This window comes from Catenulispora sp. GP43 (genome assembly GCF_041260665.1).
Taxonomy (GTDB): Bacteria; Actinomycetota; Actinomycetes; order Streptomycetales; family Catenulisporaceae; genus Catenulispora.
Window position 1 is genome coordinate 381,416 of sequence record NZ_JBGCCT010000004.1, and the last position, 15,437, is coordinate 396,852.

Sequence of the window (15,437 nt, forward strand, 5' to 3'; positions counted from 1 at the left end):
TCAAGGTCACCGCTGCTTCGCGATCGCCGCGGCCAGCCGGTTCTGCGCCGTCCCCCGCCAGATGTGGCAGATGGCCAGCGCCGCGGCGTCCGCGGCGTCGGCGGGCTTGGGCGGCTCGGTGAGCCGCAACACCCGCGCCACCATCATCCCGACCTGGCTCTTGTCCGCCCGCCCCGACCCGCTGATGGCCGCCTTCACCTCGCTGGGCGTGTGCAGCGCCACGGGCAGCCCGTGCCGCGCGGCGACCAGCATCGCCACCGCGCTGGCCTGCGCGGTGCCCATCACGGTGCTGACGTTGTGCTGGCTGAATACCCGCTCGACGGCCACCGCCTCGGGCCGGTGCTCGGCGAACCACTCCTCGAGCCCCTGCTCGACGGCCAGCAGCCGCAGCGGCAGGTCCATGGTCGCCGAGGTGCGGATGACGCCGACCCCGACCAGGGTCAGCGGCCGCCCGGGCGTGCCCTCGACGACCCCCACGCCGCACCGCGTCAACCCCGGATCGACCCCCAGCACCCGCACGCGCGCCCGACCTCCGTCGCTTGAAACAGCAGTTCCCTTGTGCGGGGAAGCCTAGCGGCGCGGGCGGACACAGTGAGGGAGCCGGGCCGCGTGAGCGGACCCGGCTCCCCTGGCGAAGCGCCCCATCAGGCGTCGATCTTCTCCATGACCTCGTCGGAGACGTCGAAGTTGGCGTAGACGTTCTGCACGTCGTCGCTGTCCTCCAGGGCCTCGATGAGCCGGAACACCTTGCGCGCGCCGTCCTCGTCCAGCTCCACCTGCACCGAGGGCAGGAAGGAGGACTCGGCCGACTCGTAGTCGATCCCGGCGCCCTGCAGCGCGGTGCGCACCGGGATCAGGTCCCCGGCCTCGCTGACCACCTCGAAGGACTCGCCGAGGTCGTTGACCTCCTCGGCGCCGGCCTCGAGCACCGCCACCAGGATGTCGTCCTCGGTCAGGCTCTCGGCCTTGGGGACGATCACCACGCCCTTGCGCGTGAACATGTACGCCACCGAGCCCGGGTCGGCCATCGAGCCGCCGTTGCGGGTCATGGCCACCCGCACCTCGGAGGCGGCGCGGTTGCGGTTGTCGGTCAGGCACTCGATCAGGACCGCCACGCCGTTCGGGGCGTAGCCCTCGTACATGATGGTCTGCCAGTCGGCGCCGCCGGCCTCCGCGCCCGACCCGCGCTTGATCGCGCGGTCGATGTTGTCGGCCGGGACCGAGTTCTTCTTGGCCTTCTGGACCGCGTCGAAGAGCGTGGGGTTACCCGTCACATCTCCGCCGCCGGTCTTGGCCGCGACCTCGATGTTCTTGATCAGCCGGGCGAACAGCTTGCCGCGCTTGGCGTCGATGACCGCCTTCTTGTGCTTGGTGGTCGCCCATTTGGAGTGGCCGGACATTACCCCTGCTCCCTAACTACGAATTCATTCAGGCTGCGTCACGGTCCCGCACCATCGCCACGAAATACTCGTGGACCCGGCGGTCCGCGGTCAGCTCCGGATGGAAGGACGTCGCCAGCAGGTTTCCCTGCCGGACCGCGACGATCCTACCGATAGCCGGGCCACTGGTGACGCGAGCCAGCACCTCGACACCCTCGTCGAGCTCCTCCACCCACGGCGCGCGGATGAAGACACCGGTCAGTTCCCCGATGCCTTCGAAGGCGATCGGCTCCTCGAAGGACTCGGTCTGCCGCCCGAAAGCGTTGCGCCGCACGGTGATCGGCAGCCCGCCGAAGGTCTCCTGACCGGTGGCCGCGTCGGTGATCCGGTCGGCCAGCATGATCATCCCGGCACAGGTGCCGAACACCGGCATGCCCTCGGCGATCCGCTTGCGGACCGGGACGAACATGTCGGCGTTGGTGGCGAGCTTCCACATCGCGGTGGACTCCCCGCCCGGGACGACGAGCGCGTCGACCGCGTCCAGGTCGGCCGGACGCCGGACCAGCGCGGTGGCCGCGCCGATCGCCTTCAGGGACGCGACGTGCTCGCGGAAGTCGCCTTGCAGCGCGAGCACGCCGATCGTCTTGTCCGTCTCTGCCATGCAATTACCAGCCGCGCGAGGCGTAGCGCTGCTCGGCCGGCAGCGTGTCCAGGTTGATCCCGACGATCGCCTCGCCGAGGTTGCGCGAGACCTTGGCGATCAGGTCCGCGTCGTCGTAGTGCGTGGTGGCCTCGACGATGGCCTTGGCGCGCTTCTCCGGGTCGCCGGACTTGAAGATGCCCGAGCCCACGAACACGCCCTCGGCGCCGAGCTGCATCATCATCGCGGCGTCGGCCGGGGTGGCGATGCCGCCGGCGGTGAACAGCACGACCGGCAGCTTGCCGGTGGCCGCGACCTCCTTGACCAGCTCGTAGGGCGCCTGGTGGTTCTTGGCGGCCAGGAACAGCTCGGACTCGTCCAGGGTGGTGAGCCTGCGGATGTCGGCCCGCAGCTGGCGCATGTGCCGGGTGGCCTCGACCACGTTGCCGGTGCCGGCCTCGCCCTTGGAGCGGATCATCGCCGCGCCCTCGGCGATGCGGCGCAAGGCCTCGCCGAGGTTGGTGGCGCCGCAGACGAAGGGGACGGTGAACGCCCACTTGTCGATGTGGTGGGTCTCGTCGGCCGGGGTCAGCACCTCGGACTCGTCGATGTAGTCCACGCCGAGCGCCTGCAGCACCTGGGCCTCGACGAAGTGGCCGATCCGGGCCTTGGCCATGACCGGGATGGAGACGGCCTCGATGATGCCGTCGACCATGTCCGGGTCGCTCATCCGCGCCACGCCGCCGTCCTTGCGGATGTCGGCGGGCACCCGCTCCAGCGCCATGACCGCGACCGCGCCGGCGTCCTCGGCGATCTTGGCCTGCTCGGGGGTGACGACGTCCATGATCACGCCGCCCTTGAGCATCTCGGCCATGCCGCGCTTGACGCGGGCGGTACCGACCGCGGGGGCCTGCGCGCTGTTCTCGTTCACGGACACGGGGGACCTCACAGGGGGAAGGATTGTCGGATGAGCGGACTGCTCCCGGAGCACCATCCTAGAGGGCGCGCAAGTGTGATCCACCTGACAATGTGGCCAGGTCAGGATGTGGGAGTGGACGGTGAGGCGGCTTGCGCCACCTGAGACTCGTCATAAGTGCTGGTCCGTGACGGCCCTTACAGGGGCGGCGCTCCTTACACCGCCCGGCTACGCCGCGGCCAACGCGCGCAAACCGAGGGGTTCCTCGTCATCCATCTCGAAAGTGTCGGGGAACGGCGCGTGCCCGGCCAGCCGGAACCACCGCACCAGCCGCTGGCGTCGCAGGACCCAGGTGACGCGCACGGCGTCGTTGTAGAAGCGCCGCGCCAGCTGCACCCGCCGGCACGAGGAGTCCAGCTCGACCAGCAGCGCGCCCCCGCCGGGCCGCTCCTTGAGCGCCAGCGTCTCCTTCGAGTCGTCGAAGACGTCGCGCAGCACCCGCGTCAGGTTGGTCTCGGCGAGGTCGCGGGAGTCGGCGGCGGCTTCGCGCGCGGTGTGCGCGGCGTCGTCGAGCAGGATCGAGGCGGCCGGATCCAGCAGCCGCGAGGCCGCCAGGTCCAGCGAGACCGACGCCCGCCGCACGAGCTGCGCGTCGAGCGCGGCCCACGCGGCGTCCCGGCGGGTGTGCAGCCGGTCCAGCCGGTTGGCGGTCCAGCTGAGGTAGACGCCGATGAGCAGGACGATCGCTGCGGCGTAGACGAGGACGGACACGGAGGCTCAGCCTAGTGGGCCCGGGCGGGTCTGGGCTGCGCGGTTGAGGGGCGGACGCGGATCCGTCGGGTGCGTGGGGGTGCACGCGCCCCTGCGGATCGGCATGCCTGCACGATCGTGCGGCGGCTGCGACCTGCCGATGCTGGAAGCATGGGGAACAGGGCAACCGGCTTGGGCGCGACGCTCGGCGCTCTGCTGGAAACCGTGCAGCGCCGCACCATGCTCAAAGCCGCCGATCTGCCGCGATTCCCCGCGCGCGTCGAGGACGGCATCCAGTTCTGTCTGGCGACCTTGCTGCGCGGCTGGCCGGACGGGGAAACAAGGGTCCTGATCTCGGTGTCGACCGGGGACGGCCGACTCGGCGTGGTCCTGTTCGATCCGGAGACCTCCGACATCTCCCACATCGCCACCGCGGCGGGGTGGGAGGCCGTCGCCGGCCGCATCGCGTCCCTCAAGGGCACCGTGGCGTCGGCCCCCAACTTCGGCGGGTTGGTCGTCACGATCGATATTCCCGTTGCGGGGCGGAACGCAGCGCTGTAGACGATGAGCATGCAGGGGGTGACGAAGTGGCTGACGCTCGATGGACCGCCGGGCCTGTGCACGCTGTGCCGGGGCCCGGTGACGTGTTCGGCGGGTGAGTCCCCGGTGGACGGCGAGAACTCCTGGTTCTTCGAGGATCTGTGCCGGAACTGCGACTACAGCCTGGTCCAACAGGGGCGTCGCTTCATCCCGGCACATACTCGCGAACTGTTCCTGGAGCTCACCGGCCGGTGGCGGATCCGGATCGATCAGGGCTCGGATGCGGGTGTTCCGGTGCTGCGTTGCCTCCGCAGAGTGTTCCGGTTCTCGATCTCCGAGGCACAGGAGCTTCGGCGGAAGCTCCTGGACGCCGGCCTGCCCGGGAGTCGCGGCGAGATGGAGTGGCTCGCCTTGGAGCTCGGCGCTCTCGGTGTGCGCACCACTGTCACGCAGGAGACCGTCGGCACCCAGACCGAGCTGCCCGAGCGGCGGATGCCGATGGCGCCTTCGCGGGTCGGCGGCGGGACGTCCGAATCGGCGGTCACCGTGGCCGACCCCGTTGAGCGCGAGCGCGTCGCCGACTACTTGGCGCACGCGTTCTGTCTCGTCGCCGGCGGCTACTGGATCGATCCGGTGACGCGCGACCCCCGCCATCGGGGCGGCGACGGTTTCCTGACCGATGGCACGTACTTCTGGTCACTCGCTTGGGCCACGCTGCTGCGGAGACACGGGCCGCCGCTGGCCGAGGACTTCGTCGCGCACGTTCGCGGTCTGGACTATCAGCCGCCGACGCTCAGCGAGCGCGAGATCGCCGCGGTCCAGGCCGCGACCGGGTTGGAACCGCCGCCGGACGAGTACTGAGACGCTTCGGAGCGCCGCTTCACTTCAGCGCGCTTCACTCCTGCGCAGCCCGCGCCCGGTAGGCCGCGACCGTCGTCCGGCTCGCGCACGCGTTGCCGCAGAAGCGGCGTGTCCGGTTGCGGGACTGGTCCACGAAGTAGTTCCCGCAGCCCGCGGCGGCACAGCGGCCGAGGGTCACCGCCGGGTCGCCGGCCGCGACCAGGGCGAGCTTGGCGGCGACGAGCTGGCCGAGCCAGCGTTCGGCCGGGGCGCCGTTGCGGCTGAAGTGGATGTGCCAGGCGCCGGTGCCGTCGTGGTCGGACAGGTGCATCTCCGGCGGGTAGTCGCGCAGCAGCTGGTGGACCGCGTCGGGCGGAGTGCCGTCGACGAGCTGTTCCAGGGCCGTGGCGACCAGGTGCGGCAGGCCCCCGTAGGCGCCGTCCGGCGGGGGTGTGACCTCGTGCTGGTCGAAGAAGTCCGCGACCAGGTGGCCGGCCTGGTCCAGGGTGCCGGTGTTGGCCAGCTCGACCGCCAGCCGGGTCACGTTGCCAATGTAGTCACCGTATTGCACTTGACCGCCTACATCGTTGATTCCTACTGTAGGCACCATGATAGCTGACACCACCTACACAGCTCGCCGCCTGTGGCTGCTCGGGGAGTGGGACGCCGCGCTCTCCGTACTGGGCCCGGACGCGGACGCCGAGCTGCGTGCCGAGATAGCCGTCGAGCGCTGGTTCTTCCGGCTGGCCGGGCACGACGAGGCCGAGCAGGCCGTCGCCGCCCTGGACCCGACCACCCCGGCGGCCCAGGTGCTGCGGGCGCGCCTGGCCTACAGCCGCCTGCTCTTCCGGCGCGACCCGCACCCCGAAGACCGGGCCGCCTCCGAGGCCGGCTACCGGGACGCCGTGCAGCACAGCGACGGAGCCACGCTCGGATGGGCGGAGTTCCACTGGGGCACCCTGCTCGACAACATCGACGAGGACGCGGACGCCGCCCGCCCGCACTTCGAGACGGCACTCGAACTCGCGGTGAAGCACGGCGACACCGCCCTGGAGGCCATCGCCGTCCGCCACCTGGCGCCGTACCAGGAGCCCGCGGGGGCGATCCGGATGCTGCGACGCTCGCTGCACCTGCGGGCGGCCCTCGGCGCCCGGGCGTACTCGGTCGCCGCGCAGGCCACCCTGGCCGCCGCTTTGGCCGAGGACGACCCCGAGCGCGCCGACCTGACCGACGCCTACCTCGCCGGCGCCGCGGCACTGGGGATCGCGTGGCTGCTCAACGGCGGGTCGGGGTCCACCGAGGATTTCGAGGACTGAGACCCGGCCGGCGCAGACGTCTCGGCCCGGGCGATCACATCACCCGGGCCGACGCAGCGTTTTGAGGTGAGACCGCCTCAGGGCTCCAGCGCCTCGTCCACCCTCAGCACATCCACCACCGCGGACCGCCCCGCCGGCGCCGTCGTCACCATCTCGTACACCGCCAGCAGGTCGGTGGCCACCACCGACCAGTCGTAGCGCCGCACCGCCAGCGACGCGGCCGCCGACAGCCGCTCGCGCTCGGCGGCGTCCTCCAGGAGCTCGATCGCGTCCTTGGCCAGGGCCTGGGCGTCGCCGGTGGGGAACATCCGGCCGACCGCGCCGCCCTCCAGGACCAGGCCGAACGCGTCCAGGTCGCTGGCCAGCACCGGGGCGCCGGCCGACATGGCCTCGACCAGGATGATGCCGAAGCTCTCGCCGCCGAGGTTGGGGGCGACGTACACGTCCACGCTGGACAGCAGGCGCGCCTTGTCCACGTCGGACAGCCGGCCCAGGAACTCCACCTGGCCGCGCACGTCCTCCGGCAGCAGCGCCTCGGCCTCCTCGATGTCGCCGCCGCCGAGCACGAGCAGCCGGACGCCGGGCCGCGCGGCCGCGATCTCCGGGAACGCCGCCAGGAGCGTGGGCAGGCCCTTGCGCTCCTCCAGGCGGCCGATGAAGGCCAGCGTGCCGCCCTGGCCGGGCTGCGTCTGCCATTCGGCCTTGGGCTCGGCGCGCTCGTAGAAGCCGACGTCCACGCCGTTGGGGATCACCACCGCGTCGCCGCCCAGGTGCTCGACCAGCGTGCGCCGCGCGTATTCGGACACCGCGATGCGGGCGCTGATCTTCTCCAGCGTGGGCTGCAGGATCGGGTAGGCGACCGTCATCGCGCGCGAGCGCGGGTTGGCGGTGTGGAAGGTGGCGACGATCGGCCCGGAGCCGGCCCAGCAGGCCAGCATCGACAGGCTCGGCGAGGACGGCTCGTGGACGTGCAGCACGTCGAAGGCGCCGTCGTGCAGCCAGCGCCGGACCCGGGCGGCGGACAGGAAGCCGAAGTTCACGCGCGCCACCGAGCCGTTGTACGGCACCGGCACCGCGCGGCCGGCGTGCGTGACGTAGTCCGGCAGCGCGGCCTCGTCGTCGGCCGGGGCCAGCACCGAGACCTCGTGGCCCAGCCGGATCAGGTGCACGGCCAGGTCCCGGACGTGGTTCTGCACGCCGCCGGGGATGTCCCACGCGTAGGGGCAGACCACGCCGATCCTCACGGCGCCTCCTGCGCCGAGGGCTCCGCGAGCGCCGCAGACTCGGCAGACGCCGTGGGCTCCGTAGGCTCCGTGACTTCCGTGGGCTTCGTAGGCTCCGCAGGTGCCGCAGGTGCCGCAGGTGCCGCAGGTGCCGCAGGTGCCGCAGGTGCCGCAGGTGCCGCAGACTCGGCAGACTCCGCGGGCTCCGGCACCGCCGCCTTCGCCTTGGGCGCCTTGGCCGGGTCCAGGTCGGCGAGGAAGAACTTCTGCATCATGTGCCAGTCCGCCGGATGCGCGGCGATGCCGGCGGCGTAGTTGTCGGCGAGCTGCTGGCTCATCACGGCCACCTTCTCGGGCCGCTTGCCGTCCTCCGGGACCGGGATCTCGGGGCGCACCCGCACGCTCATCCGACCATACGACGGATACCAGAGCTGCACCGGCAGCAGCACCGCCCCGGTCTGCACCGCCAGCGCCGCCGGCCCGGCCGCGATCCGCGTGGCCTCCCCGAACATCGTCACCTGCGCGCCGCTGGCGCTCAGGTCACGGTCGGCGACCAGCGCCACCGGCTTGCCGGCCCGCAGCCGCCGGGCCAGCGTGCCGAACACCGAGGGGCCCCCGTCGTGCGGCAGCACCTCCATGCCCAGTCCGCGCCGGTAGTCCAGGAACTTCTCGGCCACCGACTCCGGCTTCAGGTGCTCAGCGACGGTGGTGAAGCCCTGGCCCATGTAGTTCACGAGCCACATGCCGGCGTGGTCGTAGTTGCCGGTGTGGCCCAGCGCCATGATCACGCCGCGTCCGGAGTCCAGCGCGTCCTGCAGACGCTTGATGTCCTCGGCGGGGAAGTCGACGCTGTCCATGATCCGCTCGCGGCTCCACGTCGGAGCGCGGAACTGCTCGCAGTACTGCCGCAGCGCCGAGCGCATCCCCTTGCGCGACATCTCGCGCAGCTGCGCCTCCGGCGTGTCCTTGCCCAGGACGCGCGCCAGGTTCTTCTCCAGCTGGCGCACCTGGCCGCCGCGCCGGGCCCACAGCCGGTCGGCGATGAGGTCGAACACCCGGTAGGCCGTGCGCTCCGGCAGCAGCTTCACCGCCGTCCAGGCCGCACCGTAGCCCCAGCTGACCAGGCGCTCCTTGCCGCTCTCCCCGTTCACTCCGTCGTCTCCCCCTTCGGCACCTTGACCAGCAGTTCCTTGCGGACCAGCAGCACGCGCTGCACCAGGGTGACGAGGGAGCCGATGGCGATGGCCCACAGCGCGACGGCCTGGATGTAGGGCACGCCGAGCCCGGCGAGCCCGGTCGCCACCAGCGAGCCGACCAGCCGCTCGCTGCGCTCGACGTAGCCGACGTTCGCGTCCACGCCGAGCCCCTCGGCCCGGGCCCGCGCGTACGACACCACCGCGCCGAGCCCCATGATGGCCAGACAGACCCCGAACAACACCGGCTGGTTCCCGCCGCGGCCGAACCACCACGCCAGCCCGCCGAAGATCGCCGCGTCCGCGAGCCGGTCCAGCGTGGAGTCCCAGAAGGCGCCGAACTTGTCCTTGCGCTGCACCATCCGCGCCATCGTCCCGTCGACCAGGTCGGAGAACACGAAAGCGGTGATGACGAGCGTCCCGACGAAGAACGACCCGCGCGGGTAGAAGCACAGCGCGCCGGTGATCACGCCGAGCGTGCCGACCAGCGTCACCGCGTCCGGACTGATCCCGACGCTCAGGAAGAACCGGGCGATCGGGGTGAAGACGGCGGTGAAGAAGGCACGCGCGTAACGGTTGAGCATGACCGTCCTGAAATCGGGTACGTGGGGTCGGTGGGGCGTCTGATCCGCGGCCAGCCGACCGCGAGGCCATCATAGGGGCCCGCCGTGCCCGCCTACCGGTTCAGTGCTGAGACCGCCCTACTGGTTCAGTGCTGAGACCGCCGCCCGCACCATAGCCGTGAGCACCGATGTGTCCATGCCCACGCCCCACACCTCCCGGCCCTCGACCCGCGCGCGGATGTAACAGACCGCCGCGGCGTCGGCACCGGCGGCCAGCGCGTGCTCGGAGTAGTCCAGGACCTCGAAACCGATCCCCGCCTTCGCCAGGGCCACTGTCAGCGCGGACAGCGGCCCGTTCCCGATGCCCGCCACCGGGATCACCTTGCCGTCGGCGCGCACGACGGTCGCCTCGACCCGGTGTCCGCCGTCCCCGAGCTCCTGGAACGCCGTCTCGGTCAGCTTCCACCGGCCGTCCTCCCCCGGCGCCACGTAGGCCGACCGGAACAGCTCCCACAGGTCCTGCGGCGTCATCTCCCGGCCGTGCTCGTCGGTGGCCCGCTGGACCACCTTGGAGAACCCGGGCTGGAAGTCGCGCGGCAGATCGACGCCGTAGTGCGTGCGCAGCAGGTAGGCGATCCCGCCCTTGCCCGACTGGCTGTTGACCCGGATCACGCCCCGGTAGCTGCGGCCGACGTCGGCCGGGTCGATCGGCAGGTAGGGCACGTCCCAGGGAGCCCTGCTCTCCGGCACCCCCAGCTCCGCGGCGCGCGCCGCGTGGTGCGCCATGCCCTTGCTGATGGCGTCCTGGTGCGTGCCGGAGAACGCGGTGTAGACGAGGTCGCCGCCGTAGGGGTGTCGCGGGTGCACCTGGATGCGGTTGCACTCCTCGACCACGTCCTTGATCGCGTCGATGTCGGAGAAGTCGACCATCGGGTCCACGCCCTGGGCGTGCAGGTTCAGCCCCAGCGTGACCAGGTCGACGTTGCCGGTGCGCTCGCCGTTGCCGAACAGGCAGCCCTCGACGCGCTGCGCCCCGGCCAGCACCGCGAGTTCGGCGCAGGCCACGCCGGTTCCGCGGTCGTTGTGCGGGTGCACGGACAGGATGACGTGCTCGCGCCGAGCCAGGTTCCGGCTCAGGTACTCGATCTGGTCGGCGTAGACGTTCGGCGTCGCCACCTCGACGGTGGCCGGCAGGTTGTGCACCACCGGGCGGTCGGCGCAGGCGTCCCAGATCTCGGTGACGCGGTCGCAGACCTCGATGACGTAGTCCGGCTCGGTCAGGATGAACACTTCGGGGGAGAACTCGAAGCGCATCCGGCCGGCATCGGGCCCTCTGTGCTCGGCCAGTTTGGCGACCAGTCCGGCGGCGTCCTCGATCATCGCCTTGACCTCGGCGCGGCTGCCGCGCAGCACCAGGTCCCGCCAGGCCGGGGCGGTCGCGGTGTACAGGTGGACCAGGACGTTCGGCAGGCCCTCGACGGACTCGAAGGTGCGCTCGATCAGCTCGGGCCGGGCCGGGGTGAAGACCGAGATGGTGACGTCCTCGGGGATGGCTCCCTCTTGCTGCCGCACCGCCAGGGACCGGACGAAGTCGAAGTCGGTCTGGCTGGCCGAGGGATAGGCGACCTCGATCTCCTTGAAGCCCATCCGCAGGAACAGGTCGAACATCTTCGTCTTGCGCGCAGTGTCCATCGGCTCGGCCAGCGCCTGGTTGCCGTCGCGCAAGTCCACCGGGACCCACAACGGGGCGGCGGTGAAGCGGTTGTCGGGCCAGGTGCGCGCGGGTTGTGACGGACCGGCGAGCGGGACGTCCACCCGCTCGAACACGTTCCGGTAGCGGTACGAGGGCATCGGGCTGGGCTGCTGGGGGTTCCACGGCGTCGACAGGGCTCGGGGTGTCATGACTCGAAACCGTAGCACTCCTCAGACAAGCTGAGCACCTGAGTTGCAGAGCGGTACCGGAACAGTGGTACAACTGGCCCGTGAGCCTCCGATCGATCCAGCCCAGCCCGCTCGTCGAGCAGGCCGCCGAGCAGCTGCGCGAGCAGATCACCGGCGGGGCCTGGCCGGTCGGCACCAAGCTGCCCGGCGAGACCACCCTGGCCGCCTCCCTGGGCGTCGGCCGCTCCACGGTCCGCGAGGCGATCCGGGCCCTGGCCGGCGAGGGCCTGCTCCAGCCCAGGCAGGGCGCCGGGGTGTTCGTGCTGGCCACCGAGTCCCGCACCGACCTGGCCGACCACTTGCGCAAGGCCTCGCTGGCCGACCTCTACGAGGTCCGGATGATGATCGAGACCCGCGCCGCGCGCCTGGCCGCCGAGCGCCGCACCCCGGCCGACGCCGCGGTGCTGGAGGCGGCGCTGGAGCGCCGGACCCGCGCCGCGCGCCGCTCGGACGAGGAGTTCATCGACGCCGACGTCGCCCTGCACACGGCCGTCGTCGCGGCGGCCGGGAACCCGGTGCTGACCGCCTTGTTCGAGCAGTTCGTCCCGACGCTGCGCGAGGCCCTGACCGAGCTGGTCCGGCGCAGCGGCCGCGCCGACGAGAACCTCGGGCACGCCGCGCACGCCGCGCTGGTCGCCGCGGTCACCGAGGGCAACCCGGACCGTGCCGAGGCCGTGGTCTCCGAGGAGATCGCCTCGACTCCGCTGCGCCGGATCCTCTGAGCGTCCGGCGCGGTCCTCCCGTGAACCACTCGGGCGCCGCCCTCTTGTGGCCTCCCGCATATAGGAGTTGGCTGCAAGGAACAGCCGGGTAACGAAGTATGTACAGCTGGTACAACCGCTACCCCAGTGTCATGACAAGATCGGCTCCGGCTCGGTGACGAGCCGCCCTGACACAGGAAAAGGAGCACGCTCGATGGCAGACAAATCTGGTGGACAGGGCGCCCACGCCGGGGCCGCCGGCAGGGTGCCGACGCCCTCCCGGCCCGAGCAGATCCGGAACGTGGTCCTGGTCGGCCACACCGGCGCCGGCAAGACCACGCTGGTGGAGTCGCTGCTGGCGGCCACGGGCGGCGTGAACCGGCCCGGCCGGGTCGAGGAGGGCACCACCGTCACCGACTTCGACGAGGTCGAGCAGCGGCAGCAGCGCTCGGTGGCGCTGGCGCTGGCACCGGTGGAGTTCGAGGGGATCAAGGTCAACCTGCTGGACGCCCCGGGCTACGCCGACTTCGTCGGCGACCTGCGCGCCGGACTGCGGGCGGCGGACGCCGCGCTGTTCGTCGTGTCGGCCGCCGACGGAGTCGACGGCTCCACGCGCCTGCTGTGGGAGGAGTGCGCGGCGGTCGGGATGCCGCGCGCCGTGGTGGTCACCAAGCTGGACTCGGCGCGGGCCGACTTCGACGAGATGGTGCTGATCTGCCAGCGGATCTTCGGCGACGGCGTACAGCCGCTGTACCTGCCGCTGCTGGACGACGAGGAGCACGTCGGCGGCGTGATCGGGCTGCTGACGCAGAAGATCTACGAGTACGCCGACGGCGAGCGCGAGGAACGGGACTCCGAGGAGGTGCACCGCGAGGCCGTGGAGAACGCCCGCAACGCGCTGATCGAGGGGATCATCGCCGAGAGCGAGGACGAGACCCTCATGGACCGCTACCTGGACGGCGAGGACCTGGACGTCGAGGTCCTCATCGCCGACCTGGAGAAGGCGGTGGCCCGCGGGTCCTTCTACCCGGTGCTCCCGTACTCGGCGATCACCTCCGGATCGGTCGCCACTCCCCCGGCGCTGGGCTCGATCGAGCTGCTGGAGCTGATGACGAAGGCGTTCCCCTCGCCGCTGGAGCACGAGGTGCCGCCCGTGACCACGCCGGAGGGCAAGCCGAAGGGGCCGCTGACCTGCGACCCGGCCGGGCCGCTGGTCGCCGAGGTGGTGAAGACCTCCACCGACCCCTACGTCGGGCGGATCAGCGTGGTGCGGGTGTTCTCCGGCACGCTGCGCCCCGACGTCCCGATCCACGTCTCCGGGCACGGCCAGGAGGCCCGCGGGCACGCCGACCACGACATCGACGAGCGCGTCGGCGCACTGTCCAGCCCGCTGGGCAAGCAGCAGCGCGGCATCGACGCCGGCATCGCCGGGGACATCGTCGCGGTGGCCAAGCTGCTGCACGCCGAGAGCGGCGACACGCTGTCCGGCAAGGACGACCCGATGCTGATCGAGCAGTGGCTGATGCCGGACCCGCTGCTGCCGATCGCGATCCGCGCGCACGCCAAGAGCGACGAGGACAAACTGGCGCAGTCGCTGTCCCGGCTGGTCGCCGAGGACGCCACGCTGCGCCTGGAGATGAACCCCGAGACCCGCCAGTTGGTGCTGTGGTGCATGGGCGAGGCCCATATGGACCTGGTCCTGGACCGGCTGAAGAACAAGTTCGGAGTGGCCGTGGACACGGTCGCGCACCGCATCTCGCTGCGCGAGACGTTCGGCGGCGCGGCGAAGGGCCACGGCCGGCACGTCAAGCAGTCCGGCGGCCACGGCCAGTACGCCATCTGCGACATCGAGGTCGAGCCGCTCCCGTCCGGCAGCGGGTTCGAGTTCGTGGACAAGGTGGTCGGCGGCGCGGTCCCGCGCAACTTCATCCCGTCGGTGGAGAAGGGCGTGCGGGCCCAGATGGAGCGCGGCGTCGCGGCCGGCTACCCGGTGATCGACCTGCGCGTGACGCTGTACGACGGCAAGGCGCACTCGGTGGACTCCAGCGACATGGCCTTCCAGACCGCGGGCGCGCTGGCACTGAAGGACGCGGCGGCCAAGACCAGCGTCCTGCTGCTGGAGCCGGTGGACAGCCTGGAGATCCTGGTCGCCGACGAGTACGTGGGCGCGATCATGGGCGATCTGTCGTCGCGGCGCGGCCGCGTGTCCGGCTCCGAGCCCGGCGAGAACGGCCGCACGATCATCCGCGCGGACGCCCCGGAGGTCGAGATCGGGCGCTACGCGATCGAGCTGCGCTCGCTGTCGCACGGGACCGGGACGTTCACCCGCAGCTATCTGGGCCACGAGCCGATGCCGCCGCAGCTGGCGTCGAAGATGAAGACGGAGGCCGAGCAGGAGGAGTGAGGCCTCTGCGTCGCTCGCCTGATCGCGGGTGGTGATCCGGGTTCCGGGTCACCACCCGCTCTGTTGTCTGTCGCCTCTCGCATTCTTCACTTGAGCATTGTGTACATCAATGTTCATTGTCAGTAGGCTGCTTCGCCGGGACCACTGACGGGTGAGGGGTGGAACGTGGTGCGCAAGTCCTCGGCCAAGCAGCCGACCATGCAACTGAACGTGCTGGGACCGTCGAACACGGCACCGCCGGCGGCTGCGCAGCAGGCACCTCAGCAGCCACCGCAGGCTCCGCAACCGCCGCAACCGCCGTCACAGCACCAGCAACCGGACCCGCGGCAGCAGGGGCGGTCCGGCAAGACGATCCCGATCATCGCGCTGGTGGCGGTGGTGCTGGCGGCCGGCGGCGGCCTCACCTGGGCCCTGTGGCCGAAGAGCAAGGCGGCGCCGCACATAGCCAGCCCGATGCATGTGGTCCCGGGCACCGTGCAGGCCGCGGTCCTGACCCCGGACGAGGTCAGCAAGGCGGTCGGGACGACGGTGGTGGCCGGTCCCGTGGTGAACCAGCCGCCGGCGGCGCTGACCGCCGACCCGGCGTCGTGCGCGGTGGCGGTGGGACCGGCGACGGTGTCCGGCTACACGCAGGGCTGGACCGTGTTCCTGTCCACGACGTATGAGGACTCGACCGGGTCCGGCGACTACACCGTGACCCAGACCGTCGGCGTCTACGGTGCCGCCGACCAGGCCTCGGGCGTGTTCGGCAAGCTCGGCGACGGCGTGAAGGCCTGCCCGTCCGCGGCCCGGAAGAGCTCCGGCCAGGGCTCGGTGAAGTGGGACTACACCGTCGGAACCGCCGGCGCCGACACGCTGACCTGGACCGCGGCCCAGGACTCCGGCGGCGGCTGGGCCTGCTACCGGCAGGCCCGGCTCAAGGGCAAGGACGTGGTGCAGGTCGCGGTGTGCGAGGGCGGGGACGGGAAGGCGGCGGTGCAGCAGATCGCCGACCAGTTCACGGCCCGGGTGAGCGGGTAGCCGTGGGTGCC

Annotated in this window: 16 protein-coding genes; 6 read left to right on the forward strand and 10 right to left on the reverse strand. The window is 71.4% G+C overall.

What is annotated here, in order from left to right; genetic code table 11:
- Positions 1–6 precede the first annotated feature (6 nt).
- The 5 genes from ruvC to ABH926_RS11860 form a co-directional block, all read right to left on the reverse strand.
- The gene (gene ruvC / locus ABH926_RS11840; RefSeq protein WP_370365494.1) at positions 7–519 is read right to left on the reverse strand and encodes a crossover junction endodeoxyribonuclease RuvC; all 513 of its coding nucleotides are present in this window, start codon (positions 517–519) and stop codon (positions 7–9) included.
- Between the two features lie 125 nt (positions 520–644).
- The gene (locus ABH926_RS11845) at positions 645–1,400 is read right to left on the reverse strand and encodes a YebC/PmpR family DNA-binding transcriptional regulator (RefSeq protein ID WP_370365495.1); all 756 of its coding nucleotides are present in this window, start codon (positions 1,398–1,400) and stop codon (positions 645–647) included.
- Between the two features lie 28 nt (positions 1,401–1,428).
- Positions 1,429–2,040 carry a pyridoxal 5'-phosphate synthase glutaminase subunit PdxT gene (gene pdxT, locus ABH926_RS11850; RefSeq protein WP_370365496.1) on the reverse strand — a complete coding sequence of 204 codons (612 nt, stop codon included), beginning with the start codon at positions 2,038–2,040 and terminating at the stop codon, positions 1,429–1,431.
- A 4-nt stretch (positions 2,041–2,044) separates the two neighbouring features.
- Positions 2,045–2,956, reverse strand: coding sequence for a pyridoxal 5'-phosphate synthase lyase subunit PdxS (pdxS, locus tag ABH926_RS11855; RefSeq protein WP_370365497.1), 912 nt, complete (start codon positions 2,954–2,956; stop codon positions 2,045–2,047).
- Positions 2,957–3,163: 207 nt separating this feature from the next.
- The gene (locus ABH926_RS11860; protein WP_370365498.1) at positions 3,164–3,706 is read right to left on the reverse strand and encodes a hypothetical protein; all 543 of its coding nucleotides are present in this window, start codon (positions 3,704–3,706) and stop codon (positions 3,164–3,166) included.
- A gap of 150 nt (positions 3,707–3,856) precedes the next feature.
- Between ABH926_RS11860 and ABH926_RS11865 the strand changes: the two genes are divergently transcribed.
- Positions 3,857–4,246: a hypothetical protein gene (locus ABH926_RS11865; RefSeq protein WP_370365499.1), complete on the forward strand. Its 390-nt coding sequence runs from the start codon at positions 3,857–3,859 to the stop codon at positions 4,244–4,246.
- Between the two features lie 18 nt (positions 4,247–4,264).
- Positions 4,265–5,086, forward strand: a complete 822-nt coding sequence (locus ABH926_RS11870) for a hypothetical protein (protein WP_370365500.1) — start codon at positions 4,265–4,267, stop codon at positions 5,084–5,086.
- 34 nt (positions 5,087–5,120) lie between these two features.
- Here ABH926_RS11870 and ABH926_RS11875 read toward each other — a convergent pair whose 3' ends face one another.
- Positions 5,121–5,609 (reverse strand): CGNR zinc finger domain-containing protein, encoded by a 489-nt coding sequence (locus ABH926_RS11875; RefSeq protein ID WP_370365501.1) that lies wholly within the window; start codon positions 5,607–5,609, stop codon positions 5,121–5,123.
- A gap of 64 nt (positions 5,610–5,673) precedes the next feature.
- Between ABH926_RS11875 and ABH926_RS11880 the strand changes: the two genes are divergently transcribed.
- Complete coding sequence (locus tag ABH926_RS11880; protein WP_370365502.1) at positions 5,674–6,381, forward strand: hypothetical protein; 708 nt, start codon at positions 5,674–5,676, stop codon at positions 6,379–6,381.
- A gap of 77 nt (positions 6,382–6,458) precedes the next feature.
- On the opposite strand, the gene ABH926_RS11885 is transcribed toward ABH926_RS11880, so the two are convergent.
- From ABH926_RS11885 to leuA, 4 genes are all read right to left on the reverse strand, one after another.
- Entirely contained in the window at positions 6,459–7,625 is a 1,167-nt protein-coding gene (locus ABH926_RS11885; protein ID WP_370365503.1) for a glycosyltransferase family 4 protein, read from the reverse strand.
- On the reverse strand, positions 7,622–8,755 hold the full coding sequence (locus ABH926_RS11890) for a phosphatidylinositol mannoside acyltransferase (RefSeq protein ID WP_370365504.1): 1,134 nt from the start codon (positions 8,753–8,755) through the stop codon (positions 7,622–7,624). The genes ABH926_RS11885 and ABH926_RS11890 overlap by 4 nt, the downstream gene beginning before the upstream one ends.
- A complete protein-coding gene (gene pgsA / locus ABH926_RS11895; protein ID WP_370365505.1) occupies positions 8,752–9,381 on the reverse strand; it encodes a phosphatidylinositol phosphate synthase in 630 nt (209 codons plus the stop codon). The genes ABH926_RS11890 and pgsA overlap by 4 nt, the downstream gene beginning before the upstream one ends.
- A gap of 117 nt (positions 9,382–9,498) precedes the next feature.
- Positions 9,499–11,211 carry a 2-isopropylmalate synthase gene (gene leuA / locus ABH926_RS11900; protein WP_370365564.1) on the reverse strand — a complete coding sequence of 571 codons (1,713 nt, stop codon included), beginning with the start codon at positions 11,209–11,211 and terminating at the stop codon, positions 9,499–9,501.
- A 131-nt stretch (positions 11,212–11,342) separates the two neighbouring features.
- On the opposite strand from leuA, the gene ABH926_RS11905 reads away from it, so the two are divergent.
- The 3 genes from ABH926_RS11905 to ABH926_RS11915 all read left to right on the forward strand — a co-directional run bounded on the left by ABH926_RS11905 (position 11,343) and on the right by ABH926_RS11915 (position 15,426).
- On the forward strand, positions 11,343–12,023 hold the full coding sequence (locus tag ABH926_RS11905; protein WP_370365506.1) for a FadR/GntR family transcriptional regulator: 681 nt from the start codon (positions 11,343–11,345) through the stop codon (positions 12,021–12,023).
- Positions 12,024–12,216: 193 nt separating this feature from the next.
- Positions 12,217–14,406: an elongation factor G-like protein EF-G2 gene (locus ABH926_RS11910; protein WP_370365508.1), complete on the forward strand. Its 2,190-nt coding sequence runs from the start codon at positions 12,217–12,219 to the stop codon at positions 14,404–14,406.
- A gap of 165 nt (positions 14,407–14,571) precedes the next feature.
- Complete coding sequence (locus ABH926_RS11915) at positions 14,572–15,426, forward strand: sensor domain-containing protein (RefSeq protein ID WP_370365509.1); 855 nt, start codon at positions 14,572–14,574, stop codon at positions 15,424–15,426.
- The last annotated feature ends 11 nt before the right edge of the window (positions 15,427–15,437 follow it).

What these genes read in the sequence shown, in the direction of transcription:
- leuA (WP_370365564.1), bottom strand. Translation starts at nt 11,211, where the DNA reads ATGCCCTCGTACCGCTACCGGAACGTGTTCGAGCGGGTGGACGTCCCG.
- ABH926_RS11880 (WP_370365502.1), top strand. Translation starts at nt 5,674, where the DNA reads ATGATAGCTGACACCACCTACACAGCTCGCCGCCTGTGGCTGCTCGGG.
- ABH926_RS11845 (WP_370365495.1), bottom strand. Translation starts at nt 1,400, where the DNA reads ATGTCCGGCCACTCCAAATGGGCGACCACCAAGCACAAGAAGGCGGTC.
- pgsA (WP_370365505.1), bottom strand. Translation starts at nt 9,381, where the DNA reads ATGCTCAACCGTTACGCGCGTGCCTTCTTCACCGCCGTCTTCACCCCG.
- pdxT (WP_370365496.1), bottom strand. Translation starts at nt 2,040, where the DNA reads ATGGCAGAGACGGACAAGACGATCGGCGTGCTCGCGCTGCAAGGCGAC.
- ABH926_RS11865 (WP_370365499.1), top strand. Translation starts at nt 3,857, where the DNA reads ATGGGGAACAGGGCAACCGGCTTGGGCGCGACGCTCGGCGCTCTGCTG.
- ABH926_RS11910 (WP_370365508.1), top strand. Translation starts at nt 12,217, where the DNA reads ATGGCAGACAAATCTGGTGGACAGGGCGCCCACGCCGGGGCCGCCGGC.